This window comes from Erythrobacter litoralis (assembly GCF_029760855.1).
GTDB lineage: Bacteria > Pseudomonadota > Alphaproteobacteria > Sphingomonadales > Sphingomonadaceae > Qipengyuania > Qipengyuania litoralis_A.
This window is the reverse complement of the sequence record NZ_SOSI01000003.1, coordinates 295841-308075: the sequence shown is the minus strand read 5'-3', so window position 1 is coordinate 308075 and position 12235 is coordinate 295841. Positions and strand designations below refer to the sequence as shown.

At 58.4% G+C, this 12235-nt stretch carries 14 protein-coding genes; 8 read left to right on the top strand and 6 right to left on the bottom strand.

All coding sequences use genetic code 11. The features are described 5' to 3' along the window. Positions 1-143 precede the first annotated feature (143 nt). Complete coding sequence (locus tag E3U23_RS07205) at positions 144-1349, top strand: Nramp family divalent metal transporter (protein ID WP_279350553.1); 1206 nt, start codon at positions 144-146, stop codon at positions 1347-1349. Between the two features lie 373 nt (positions 1350-1722). Here E3U23_RS07205 and E3U23_RS07200 read toward each other — a convergent pair whose 3' ends face one another. Further along, entirely contained in the window at positions 1723-2544 is an 822-nt protein-coding gene (locus tag E3U23_RS07200) for an ImmA/IrrE family metallo-endopeptidase (protein WP_279350552.1), read from the bottom strand. Next, the gene (locus E3U23_RS07195) at positions 2541-2870 is read right to left on the bottom strand and encodes a helix-turn-helix domain-containing protein (protein WP_279350550.1); all 330 of its coding nucleotides are present in this window, start codon (positions 2868-2870) and stop codon (positions 2541-2543) included. Before E3U23_RS07195 ends, E3U23_RS07200 begins: the two co-directional genes overlap by 4 nt. A 108-nt stretch (positions 2871-2978) precedes the next feature. Between E3U23_RS07195 and E3U23_RS07190 the strand changes: the two genes are divergently transcribed. From E3U23_RS07190 to E3U23_RS07180, 3 genes are read left to right on the top strand one after another with little or no spacing between them, the layout of a single operon-like run. Beyond that, positions 2979-4310, top strand: coding sequence for a site-specific DNA-methyltransferase (locus E3U23_RS07190; protein WP_279350549.1), 1332 nt, complete (start codon positions 2979-2981; stop codon positions 4308-4310). Continuing rightward, on the top strand, positions 4307-5098 hold the full coding sequence (locus tag E3U23_RS07185; RefSeq protein WP_279350548.1) for a DUF5681 domain-containing protein: 792 nt from the start codon (positions 4307-4309) through the stop codon (positions 5096-5098). The genes E3U23_RS07190 and E3U23_RS07185 overlap by 4 nt, the downstream gene beginning before the upstream one ends. A gap of 50 nt (positions 5099-5148) precedes the next feature. Further along, a complete protein-coding gene (locus tag E3U23_RS07180) occupies positions 5149-6039 on the top strand; it encodes a hypothetical protein (RefSeq protein WP_279350547.1) in 891 nt (296 codons plus the stop codon). A gap of 71 nt (positions 6040-6110) precedes the next feature. Here E3U23_RS07180 and arsH read toward each other — a convergent pair whose 3' ends face one another. From arsH to E3U23_RS07160, 4 genes are read right to left on the bottom strand one after another with little or no spacing between them, the layout of a single operon-like run. Further along, positions 6111-6857 (bottom strand): arsenical resistance protein ArsH, encoded by a 747-nt coding sequence (gene arsH, locus E3U23_RS07175; RefSeq protein ID WP_279350546.1) that lies wholly within the window; start codon positions 6855-6857, stop codon positions 6111-6113. Positions 6858-6873: 16 nt separating this feature from the next. Further along, on the bottom strand, positions 6874-8160 hold the full coding sequence (locus E3U23_RS07170) for an arsenic transporter (RefSeq protein ID WP_279350545.1): 1287 nt from the start codon (positions 8158-8160) through the stop codon (positions 6874-6876). Then, positions 8160-8588 carry an arsenate reductase (glutaredoxin) gene (gene arsC, locus E3U23_RS07165; protein WP_279350544.1) on the bottom strand — a complete coding sequence of 143 codons (429 nt, stop codon included), beginning with the start codon at positions 8586-8588 and terminating at the stop codon, positions 8160-8162. Before arsC ends, E3U23_RS07170 begins: the two co-directional genes overlap by 1 nt. Positions 8589-8628: 40 nt before the next feature. After that, positions 8629-8961, bottom strand: a complete 333-nt coding sequence (locus tag E3U23_RS07160; RefSeq protein WP_279350543.1) for an ArsR/SmtB family transcription factor — start codon at positions 8959-8961, stop codon at positions 8629-8631. A 309-nt stretch (positions 8962-9270) separates the two neighbouring features. Between E3U23_RS07160 and E3U23_RS07155 the strand changes: the two genes are divergently transcribed. From E3U23_RS07155 to E3U23_RS07140, 4 genes are all read left to right on the top strand, one after another. Next, the gene (locus tag E3U23_RS07155; RefSeq protein WP_279350542.1) at positions 9271-9879 is read left to right on the top strand and encodes a hypothetical protein; all 609 of its coding nucleotides are present in this window, start codon (positions 9271-9273) and stop codon (positions 9877-9879) included. 31 nt (positions 9880-9910) lie between these two features. Continuing rightward, positions 9911-10582: a hypothetical protein gene (locus E3U23_RS07150; RefSeq protein WP_279350541.1), complete on the top strand. Its 672-nt coding sequence runs from the start codon at positions 9911-9913 to the stop codon at positions 10580-10582. 595 nt (positions 10583-11177) lie between these two features. Beyond that, positions 11178-11402, top strand: a complete 225-nt coding sequence (locus E3U23_RS07145; protein WP_279350540.1) for a DUF2188 domain-containing protein — start codon at positions 11178-11180, stop codon at positions 11400-11402. Positions 11403-11404: 2 nt separating this feature from the next. Further along, complete coding sequence (locus E3U23_RS07140) at positions 11405-12031, top strand: hypothetical protein (RefSeq protein WP_279350539.1); 627 nt, start codon at positions 11405-11407, stop codon at positions 12029-12031. Positions 12032-12235: the final 204 nt, after the last annotated feature.

The following is a 12235-nucleotide window of genomic DNA, read 5'->3' as shown; positions in this document are numbered from 1 at the left end:
GCCTATCGTTCCGAACCGGACAAATCTAAGGCCGTTTCGGGAGAAAGCTTATCATAGCCCAGAATAGCAACGCAGATCCGGGACCCGACATCGACGATCCTACCGGTTCCGACGCGAACACGGTTCCGCCGACGCGTGGAAAGATGTGGCGTCATCTCGGTCCGGGCATTGTCGTCGCGGCGACCGGCGTCGGGGCGGGGGATCTCGTCGCTACGCTAATCGCAGGTTCGCGCTTCGGCTACGCGCTTCTTTGGGCTGCCGTGGTGGGCTGCATCGTCAAGATCGCACTGTCCGAAGGATCGGCCCGCTATCACCTCGCTACCGGTTCGACGATCCTCGCCGGCTGGCGTTCGCTCGGCCGTTGGACGAGCTGGTATTTCGGCATCTACGTCGTGATTTGGGGTTTCATCTACGGAGCAACCGCCATGAGCGCCACCGCCTTGCCGCTCACTGCTTTGTTTCCCGGTCTCTCGCTTCGGAGTTGGGCGATGGTCGCGGGCGTGTTCGGCTTCGTATTTGTCTGGTTCAATCGATACGAGACGTTCGAAGCGGTCATGAAAGTCCTTGTCGGCACGATGTTTGTCATCATGACCGGTCTCGCAATCCTCGTCGCGCCAAGCTTGCCGGATATTGTCCGCGGCATGACCTTCCAGCTTCCCGAAGACTCGCTGTTCTACACGCTCGGCCTGATCGGTGGGGTCGGCGGCACGATTACCACCGCAGCCTATGGCTACTGGACGCAGGCCAAGGGCTGGCGCGGAACACCTTGGCTGCCGATGATGCGAGTCGACAATTCCATCGCCTATATCGTGACCGGGCTTTTCGTCATCGCGATGTTGATTGTGGGCGCCGAGCTTCTCTATTCTGCGGGAATTGCTCTGGAAGACGGCGACCGGGGGTTGCTCGGCTTGTCGGATGTACTGGCAGCGCGTTTCGGACCGACCATCGCCATCCTGTTCCTGGTCGGGTTTGCGGCCACATCGCTCTCGTCTCTCCTTGGCGTATGGCAAGGAATGAGCCTGTTCTTTTCCGACTGGTGGTACCAGTTGAAAGGCCGCGGCGAAGGCGGACACGAGGGAAGCAACGCCTATCGCTTCTATCTCACATGGCTGACATTCCCGCCAATGGTCCTGCTTTTTGCGGATCGCCCCTTGCTGCTCGTGATCGTCTATGGCGCGTTCGGAGCGCTATTCATGCCGTTCCTCGCCATAACCTTGCTAATGTTGAACAACTCGGAACGCATGCCCGCCGAGGCTCGCAACGGCGTGGTCGCCAATGTAACGCTCGCCGGATCGGCGCTGTTGTTTCTCATCCTAGCCGTTCAACAGGTTGCGAAGTTCTTAGGCTGACGAATGTCCGAAGAAAGCGCGAGCGGTTGGGACACTGAAGCACGGAGCGCTTGTTGGATTCCGACAGCGAAAGCTTTTTCGAGTCTAGATCGGGCTAGACGTAGCTCACAGTCACTGCGTCAGTGGCGGAGCAGGCAGTCATCTGCGAACCGCTCTCCACCATGTTTTCCCTGATTTACAGGGAATCTACAGGGAAACAGAGGTTTTTCGGCCATCGGCATGGTTTTGGATAGCTCTCAAATCCGCAGAATTCTGCGATTACACGACGAAATTCCCTGCGTGCAGAACAGGGAATTGCGTTCTCGGGATCAGGGTAGATCGATCGGCAGATCAGGGAACGTGAGTTCCTCGAACAGCGAATAAGCTTGCGTGTCTATTCCGCCAGTTCAGCGTGGAGCAGAACCATCGCGTGACCATCGCGCTGAGCGAGCACTTGCTCGCTCAGCATGCCGACCTTGCGCTGCGACCATTCGCCCAGCCAGGTGCTGGGGTCACACTCTTCCATTTCCGAAATTTGTGCCGGAGCGAGCCCATGATCGGTTGCGACGGAATCTTCCGGCACCTCTGCTCCGATTGTAACGTCGATGAACGGGAAATCATCGGGTTTGTAGAAGCGCGCGATCTTGCCGCGGTGCAGGAAAACAAGCGCCAGGGTTTCGCGGTGTGCATCGACATAACTACGGGCCATCGCTTCCTTGCTGACAAAGAATTCATCGGCGAGCCTGACGATCTCGCTTAGATCGGGCTGCGGAGTGGTTAGATTTGCGCGGATTTTGCGTGGCGGCATGAGCAAGTGCGCGGCGAAGCGATTGGCCTCGGCCTCCGTCCGCGCATGCCGGTTCTTCGCTGCCGCGCTATCGCTCTTCAAATCGCTATGCGAGCAGGAAAACCCGCCGCTCTTAGGAAGATGCGTGGGCAGAACAAAATGACCAAGCTCGTGCCCGATCGAGAAGCGCTTTCTCTTCGCGCCGCTTGAGCGGGCCAGGAGGATTGACCCGTCGGCCTTGTACTCGTCCATGATAATGGCTGCTTCATAGGCAGAAGTATCGATTTCTCGGATCTCATGGATGTCGAGCTGGTGGCATAGGGCCTTAATGTCGAACTTCAGGGGGAGATCCGGCGCAAGCTCGTGAATGCGATCTGCCAGCCTGGCTGGCGACCCCACTCCGTCGAGCTCGATGCGGTCGAGGGTCAAGCCTGCTTTTCCCGACGCTTCCTTAAACTATCCATCATCAGGCGGATGGCCTCGCGATCATCCTCATCGAGCGCCTTGAAGTCGCGAAACATGGCGACCATCTCCGCCGGCTGATCCGCAGCCTCGGGATTGTCGCCCACGAGGTCGGTCACGCGCACCCGAAAGAGTTCGGCGAGTTTCATGACGAGCTCCATGGAGGGATTGCTCGTCTTTGCCTTTTCCAGGTTGAATACGTGGGCTTTGGATATGCCGACCGCTGTCGCGACGTCTTGAAGCGACATGCGTTTGGCCATGCGCTGTTCGCGCAAGCGATGGGCGAAGCTCATGACTGGACCTCTCTCGTTCAATCGAGTTGTGCACAATCATACAGACCTGGTTGTAGCAAGCAAGCGTTCAATCTATGTATACGAAATCGGCAGCCGAAGGATGATTCGATGAAGGGTTCAGGTTCGCAGTTAGTCGAGTGGGATGTCGCCTCGCTCAAACCGTATGCACGCAACGCGCGCACGCATTCCAAAAAGCAGGTGAAGCAGATCGCGGCTTCGATCGACCGGTTCGGATTCACCAACCCCGTGCTCGTGTCGGACAATGGCGAGATCATCGCCGGCCACGGCAGGGTCGAGGCGGCAAAGCTCCTCGGATTGAAACGGGTACCGACGCTGGCGCTATCGCATCTAAGTGAGGAAGAGCGCCGCGCTTATGTTTTGGCGGACAACAAGCTCGCGCTCAATGCAGGCTGGGACAAGGAAATCCTCGCTATCGAGCTCCAGGCGCTGGTCGATCTCGAGTTCGATATCGAGGTGACCGGGTTCAGCCTCGCCGAGGTCGACTTCGCGCTTGTCGATGCCAGAGAAGCTGATCCCGAGACAAGGGACGGGGCCGAGGACGCTGTGCCCGAGCTCTCGGGTGATCCGGTGACACGCGCTGGCGACATATGGGAACTTGGGCGTCACCGACTGCTATGCGGCGATACTCGCGATCCGGCAGCGATGGACAGGCTCATGGACGGCAAAAGAGCCGATCTCGTGTTCACTGACCCGCCTTATAATGTCGCGATCGACGGCAATGTCTGTGGTCTTGGCTCGGTCAAGCACCGCGAGTTTGCCTTTGCTAGCGGAGAGATGAGCGAGAGTGAGTTCACTTGTTTTCTCGGAGATACGCTAGGGAACATGAGCCGGGTGATGCGCGATGGCGCCATTGCTTTTGTTTGCATGGACTGGCGCCACATGGGCGAACTCCTTGTAGCGGGCGGTGAAGCATTTACCGAACTCAAGAACCTCGTGGTCTGGAACAAGACTAACGGCGGGATGGGCGCATTTTATCGTTCGAAGCACGAGCTCATCTTCGTGTTCAAGCAAGGCACCGCGCCGCACACGAACAGCTTCGGTCTTGGCGAAACGGGTCGCTATCGGACCAACGTCTGGGATTATGCCGGCATTAGCTCCATCGGGGCCGATCGGGCCGAGGAACTTGCCATGCATCCAACGGTCAAACCGGTCGCGCTCATTGCCGATGCTATCATGGACTGCTCCAAGCGCGGCGAGATCGTGCTCGACGGGTTCGGCGGTTCAGGCAGCACACTTATTGCCTCGGAAAAGACAGGACGCACGGCGCGGCTTATCGAGTTCGATCCCATCTATTGCGACACTATCGTAAAGCGTTGGCAAGCCTATACGGGCAAGCCAGCAAAGCTGGCTAGTACTGGCGGATGCTTTGACGATGTTGCAGATGCCCGGCTCCCGCTTGAGATGGAGGCAGCCGAATGAAGCGGGCGGCTAAATCGGAACGCGACCGCTCGAAGGATTATGAGGTCGGTTACGGAAAGCCCCCGGCCAAGCACCGGTTTGAAAAAGGGCGTTCCGGCAATCCTAGCGGGAGGCCCAAAGGATCTAAAAACAAGGTCTCAAGAACTCCGAACTTAGAGGTAGGCACCCAGCCTGCCAATCAAATGCTTTTGGAAGAAGCCTATCGGACCGTCACCGTGCGCGAAGGCGAGCACCTCATCGAGATGCCCGCTATCAAGGCCGTGTTCCGAGCAATGGGAGTCTCGGCCATGAAGGGCAATCGCCTCGCCCAGACGGCGCTCGCTGAACTCGTCCGCGATATCGAGGAAGCGGATCGCCGCTCGCGTGTCGATCACTTCGAGATAGCGTGCGAATATAAGAAGGGGTGGGATGAAGCGATCGAGCGTGCGCGAGATGCCGGGAGGCCGCTGCCACAGCCCATACCCCACCCTGACGACATTATCATCGATGTCCGAAACGCAGACGTGCGCTACGCAGGCCCCATCACGAAAGAAGAGAAACGGCATTTCGATCGGCTCCTTGCCTATAGGGATGACCTGCAGGACGACGTCAGCTTTCATGCCGAAGGCTACAAGCGAAATGCCAAGGAGAAAGTGCCTGCAAGCATTTTGCGGACCCTCGCCAAGTCATGGGAGCAGGCAACGAATTTCTACGACAGGATCAATGAGCCGCTGCCCGAGCGATATCGAAAGAAGCTGGAAGACCGCTTCTATCCATCCTGCCTCACTGAAGGAAGCGACGAAGAATGACCCCGCGACCTATCAAACTATCCAAAGCTGTTCGCAGCCGGCTTGACGCGATGAACGCCTCCAAGGTTGTCGTGGCCGAAGTCGTGACAGTGACGCGCGACAATTCTGCGACCTTTGCGCATCTTGGCATTAGCTTCGCCAATGGTTCGGTCACGACCTCGGACCCGGCGATTCCTCCGCGTGCAGCGGGGCGCTGGTCGGCGCGAAATCTCGATGGCTGGGAAGACAAACGCCGCGACCTGGCGAAAGAAACCCGCGAGATCTCGCACTTTGCTCCCAGTTGGCGGGGAAGCGGCAGCCATCTCAGCTCGCGCACGATCGAAGCATTCCCCGTCGATTACCACCCGGCGCGTATGCATTCGGTCTCGGCAAAAGTTCTTGAACCATTGAGAGACGGCGCGCTCGTCCGGATCCGTATTGATCAACCGCTCGACCGATCCGACCCTGAATTCGACCGCGACCTTCAGTTCAACCTTCGGCTGCTGAAAGAATTGGTCGGCTCGGCTTCAATTTTCGACGCCGATCTTTCCGACGAGGATTACGCTGCGATCCAGCGGGTCGATTGGGAATTGCTCCCGCCCGGCAAACGGGATGAGGTGCTGGCCCGAATGTTCACTTCCAAAACTTCTGACCCAGAACGTATGCGGGTCGCCAGCGAACGACTGGAAGCACTCACCAAGCTCGGGCCAAGCGAGCTCATCCTCGGGAAGGGTCGCTTCTCGAACTATTTTGGCGGCCGTTTTGGAAGCGATCTCGTTGCTCTCGAGAATTTGGAGTACGGAAACGCACTTTATCTATTCGAAGAAGACTGGGAGAAGCTCAGCCAGCTTAGCCGGTCGGAGTTGATCAGGCGGCGAGATCCAACTGTCACGCGTGTGCCCCATGTTACTGGATGGCAATCGCTCGTTTGTAAAATGTTGCGAGCAACGCCGAGAACCTAGGATGCTCATGTCCGTTTTGCGCCCCAATCTCGGTCGTTCGGGCCTACGCTGCGAAGGCCCGAAAGCGGTCATTATGATGAGGACAGGGCAATAGCCGATATATCGTTCTTAGGATCGATGACGCGCCCGGACTCTTTGCGCTCAGAATAACGATCGACCAGTTGTTCGGCATGCGGGCGCAGCAGGACGGTGAACCGCACCAGTTCCTCCATGACGTCCACGATGCGGTCGTAGAGCGGGGAGGTCTTCATGCGGCCCGCATCGTCGAACTCCTTATATGCCTTGGGCACGCTGGATTGGTTGGGGATCGTGAACATCCGCATCCAGCGTCCGAGAAGGCGCAGCGTGTTGACGGTGTTGAAGGACTGCGATCCGGCAGATACCTGCATGACTGCCAGCGATCGCCCCTGGGTGGGTCGCATGCCTCCGATGCTGAGCGGCAGGTGATCGATCTGTGTTTTCATGATGCCAGTGATCTGGCCGTGCCGCTCCGGGCTGCACCAGACCATGCCGTCGGACCAGAGCGCATGTTCCCGCAGTTCATGGACGGCGGGATGGTCATCGCCACCAACCTGATCGGGAAGCGGCAGATCGGACGGATCGAAGATGCGCGTTTCCGCACCGAACAGCCGCAGCAAACGCGCGGCTTCTTCGACCGCGAGGCGCGAGTAGGAGCGCTCGCGCAACGAACCGTAGAGAAGCAGGATACGGGGTGGCGACTGATCGCCGCCGAGGCCAGCAGCCGGCCGGGGATGAACGAATGCCGGGTCCAACGCAGGGAAGGTGTCGGGATCGGGCAGCGGGCGTAAACGCGACATGATTGAGCTCCGAGGATCAGACCAGAGTCAGGCGAAGGGCGAGCGCCGCCAAGGTCACCAGCAGGATCGGCGTGGTCAGGGTGATGCCGACGCGGAAGTAATAGCCCCAGCCGATCTTCACGCCTTTCTGTCCGAGAACATGCAGCCACAGCAGCGTCGCAAGCGAACCGATCGGGGTGATCTTGGGGCCAAGATCGCAGCCGATGACGTTGGCGTAGATCATCGCGTCGCGAACGGGGCCCGTGACGCCGGTTGCGTCGATCGACAATGCGCCGACGAGGACGGTGGGCATGTTGTTCATGCCCGAAGAAAGCACTGCCGACAGGATGCCTGTGCCGAAGGTCGCGCTCCACACACCGCCCTCTGCCGAGCGTTCGAGCAGTCCCGCTATGACAGCGGCGAGCCCGGCGTTGCTCATGCCGTAGACGACCAGATACATGCCGAGCGAGAAGATCACGACTTGCCAGGGGGCCTCGCGGATCACGTGTCCGGTCAAAATGGCCTGTCCCCGCGCAGCGATGGCAATGAGCGCCAGAGCGCCGACCGCCGCGACCGCGCTGATCGGTACGCCGAGCGGATCGAGGACAAAGAAACCGACCAACAGTAATGCCAGCACCACCCAACCGGCGCGGAAAGTCGCGCGGTCTTGAATCGCCTCTTCCGGAGCGCGCAGCTGTGTGAGGTCGTAGGTGGCTGGAATGTCCTTGCGGAAGAACACCATCAGCGCTGTCAGCGTGGCCGCGATGGCGGCAAGATCGACCGGCACCATGACCAGCGCATATTCGCCGAATCCGATGTCGAAGAAGTCGGCGGAGACGATATTGACGAGGTTCGACACAACCAGCGGCAGGCTAGCAGTATCGGCGATGAAGCCTGCCGCCATAACAAAGGCCAGCGTCGCCTTGGCGTTGTAGCCCAGCGCGCGGAGCATCGCGATTACGATCGGGGTCAGGATCAGCGCGGCACCATCATTGGCGAAGACCGCCGCAACGCCTGCGCCGAGCAGCACCACGAGCACGAACAGCATACGCCCGTTCCCGCGGCCCCATCGTGCGACATGGAGCGCGGCCCATTCGAAGAACCCTGCGCGGTCGAGAATCAGACTGATGAGAATGATCGCGACGAAAGCGCAGGTAGCGTTCCAGATGATATCCCACACTATCGGGATGTCTGCGAGCGAGACGACGCCGGTGGCAAGCGCCACCAAGGCTCCCCCGATAGCACTCCATCCGATCCCGAGCCCACGCGGCTGCCAGATCACCAGCGTAATGGTGGCGACGAAAATTCCGATCGCGAGCAGCATCAGGCGATACGCGCGCCCGCCGCGTCCACGACCTTCTCACCGTCCTCCTTGGTGAATGCGCCGCGCTGGGGAGTTGGCACGATGTCGAGCACCATCTCGGACGGGCGACAGAGGCGAACGCCGAGCGGCGAAACGACGAGCGGGCGATTGATCAGGATCGGGTGCTCCATCATCGCATCGACCAGCGCTGCATCACTCAGGCTCTCATCGCCGAGCCCGAGTTCGGCATAGGGTGTGCCTTTTTCACGGAGCAACTCCCGAGGGCTCAGCCCGGCGCGGTCGATCAGGCTTTCGAGCATGACACGCGATGGCGGAATCTTGACGTATTCCACGACGTGCGGCTCGATCCCGGCATTGCGGATCATCGCCAGCGTATTGCGCGAGGTGCCGCATTCGCGATTGTGGTAGATGACGATGTCGGTGGTCATGGATATTCCCTTCACATAAGGAGTCTTGAGCGCGCGACGCTCAGCAGCATTCGGCAAGCTCGGCGACGAGCGGTTCGCACAGGTCGGCTCGTCCGCCGCAGCAGTCCTTCGCGAGGAACAGCATCAGATTGCGCAGGACCTCGATGTTCGCGCGCTGGATCATTTGGCGCCCCCGCTTTTCCGGGACGACGAGGTCGGCGGCGACGAGGATGGCGAGGTGGCTGGAAAACGTGCTCTGACTGAGCCCCGATGCGTCAACGAGTTGCCCAGTGGAAAGGCCCTCTGGTTCGTGACGCACCAGACGCCGAAAGGCGTCGAGGCGGGTTGGGTGAGAGAGAGCAGCAAGGGACTCAAGGGCGCTGGAGGTTTGCATCCATCGGTATTTATCGATGGGACAAAGCGACGTCAAATTCTATCGGAAGTTATCGATGAATGAACGGCTGGATTCAACCAGACCTCCAAGCAAGTCGCTAGCGCGGACGTCCAGTTGCACAGGAATAGGTGCCACAAGCTGTCCGTCAGGAACCGGCCCATATGTGGTCAGCCGCGGTTCACGGCCATCCCTGCATTCGGGTCGAAACAATCCGAGGGAGTTGAAGAGATGCGTTGCCTGATCTTGTTCGCGTTTGCGACTTCGTCATGCATGGCAATCGAGACTGCACGCCCTGCCTTACCGACCGAATTGGCCGCCAACGGAGCTTCCGTAGCGATGTCCGGCCTCAATGGAGGCAATAGAGGCGAATGGCGCGCTGGTTCTTTTGGTGGCAGTTACGATCGGCGGGTAACGCGTTCGCGATACTTCGATCGGTACACGGGGTTTCGGCAAGGTGCGCAGATCACGATTGCGATTGCGTCAGGCGATACGCCATCTATAGCTGCGTGCGACCTTTACGAAGGCCGCGTGGATGCATCTCCTGCAATTGAAGTTGTGCTCGATCCCGTAACATATATCTGCGCTTTTTTAACTGCGGACGGGCAGCGGGTTGGTGAGATGATGATAGGCGCCGAGATCGCGGCGGATCTTTCGGCGCGCTCGGAACGCCGCGGCGATCTCGATTTGGGCGGGCGCCAATACTCCGTGCGTTCACTTCACGAGTTTGAGAATGTGCAGGTTCCGTCGGGAACGCCTCTCGCTTATTTGATCAAACGGGACGGCCGAGCCATAGGCGCGGTCACTTTAGACGGGGCACCTTCGCTGGTCGAGGCAGTCTATATTGACGATAAGGACAAGATGGCGCTTTCTCTCGCTTCCGTTGCTCTAGCATTGATGGTCGATCCGGCGACGTACTGAACGCCAATAAGGGATATTGTTCATGCGGGTTTTGATTTTGCTTGCCGCATTGGGTGTCGCAGGATGTGCGGCCCACACTATGCAATTGCCGCCTTCGCTTGCCGCTGCATCGTCCATTGTTCGAGATATTACCGGCACGCAGGGGAGTATTGCAGGGGCTGCGCGCGTCGGGGACAGCGTCGGCCGTTATCAGCGCAGCTTCGTTCGCGTAACTGTGCTGGAAGCGGATCGCCGGGATGCGGGGAGCATGACGATGGCCATATCCGGCGCAGTGGCCATGCAGGCAGACTGTCGGCTAAGCGAACGCAGTATCGGCGGAAACACCCTCCAAATTCGGGTTACGCCTTTTCAAATGAGTTGCGATCTTATAAATAACCAAGGTGTGTCCGGGCAATTGGAACTATTCGAGATCGCCGAACCGGTTGCAGGCCCGATCGTCCGAACTACACGTGCCGGCGGCATCCGTTATGGCGGCAAGACGTTCGATCTTCTACCCAACTACAGGATGAACGGTCAGGACGTATCACACGCTACACCGGTTGGGTATATTCTGATGGATGCTGGCAGCGAAATCGCCGCTATTGAAACGGATACAAGCCCGCGACTGATTGTCCGCGATAATATCGAAGTAGAAAGCGAAGAAATCGCGGTAGCAGCGGCTCTCATCCTGACGACGTTCTGGGATAAGCGGACCATGCAGTAGTTCAAAACATGCCTTGTTATTGCTCGGCGTTATGTCGGCCATTTTCGGGGAAATAGTGAAACTGCCTTAATAAGCGTATCCTTTTTCTCGAGGCTTCGGCCACGTTCGTTGCCATCTTAAATGACGGGTGTAACGATGGAAACGCTTTCGGTCACAGTATTTGGGAATAGATTTGCCGCTTGGTTAAATGGCCTGCACACGATCGATTTACGAGAAACCGACAATATTCTTTCGGCGACCCAAGCCGAACGACTGCTTCTAACATCGCCAGCCCAAAAGCGGACGGTCTGCAGTCGGCCCTAAGCTGCCGTTGGGCGGCACTCGCACCGATTGACCGGAATTGGGCCGGTAGCGGTTTGGCCGCTTTTGGTCGGCGCATCGCAAATGCGGACATGGCTGGGCCTCAGAATCTGCTTTCCGCACTGACGGCCTTTTTCGCATGGAACGAACTTCGGCAGAGGGCACAGATGGTGCATGCCCCGACCTGCTCCTCACTACAGGGTCTAGAATGGAAAGGAGTGGACGGCATGGCACAATATCTAGAAGATCCTGTTGCCATCCCCTATTTTGAATTTGGTCGCGAATGGAGGTCAGAATGTCCAAAAAAGGTCAGCATGTCGTCCCCAACAAGGGAGAATGGAGCGTTAAGAAGGCGGGCGCATCCAAAGCCAGCAGCACTCACGCCACACAGGCGGAGGCCATCAAAGCTGCAACCAAGGTGGCGCAGAATCAAAAGACCGAACTCTATATCCACGGTCGGGACGGGCGGATCCGTGAGCGCAATTCGTACGGGAACGACCCACATCCGCCGAAAGGTTAGGCGTGCCAACCCCTTTCGAACGATCAGTTTTCATTAACTGTCCTTTCGACGAAGATTACGCGCCTATCCTTCAAGCGATCGCATTCTGCGTGATGCTCCTCGGGTATGACCCTCGGCTTGCGCCGGAAAATACCGATAATGCCGCCAATCGGCTGGATCGGATCATCGAACTTATCAACGGATCAAAATACGGCATTCACGATCTAAGCCGATGCAAATCCTCTGCAGCTGGCGAATATTCTCGAATGAATATGCCATTCGAGTTGGGGATCGATCACGGCTTTCGTCGCGCGGGCCGGGGACCGCTGGCGGATAAGGTCATCTTGATCCTCGAGAGCACCCGGTACGATTACCAGAAGGCGCTGTCCGACATCGCCGGCTGGGATATTCAAGTGCACGGCGGCGATTTTCAGAAAGCGGTTCGGCGGGTGCGGGACTGGCTAGTAGATAAAGCAGGGGCCGATCCAATTGGAGCGGCTAGGATCCAAGGCAAGTACATCGCTTTCCAGGAATGGCATTACGAGCGCGAGCTTTCGACCGGCGCCTCCGATGACGACATCAAGGAATACCCGACGAATTTGATTTTGGCTGCAATGCGTCAATGGATGGATGCAGGCCAACCAGTTTGAGAAGTCGAGGGCGCTTGGAGGGCTTTGCGCGAAGGCTGAAACGGCGAGTTTTTATTGGGGCGTTCAGCAGGCCTCAGTTTGGGCCGGTTGCGGTAAGTCCGCTTCAATGCTTTCGGATGCCCGAAGCGGACACCATGGCCATGACTCAGCTGCGAGGGTGCAGGTGGCGGCATGCTGGAGGAGGCCGTTCTTCGCCGGTTATCA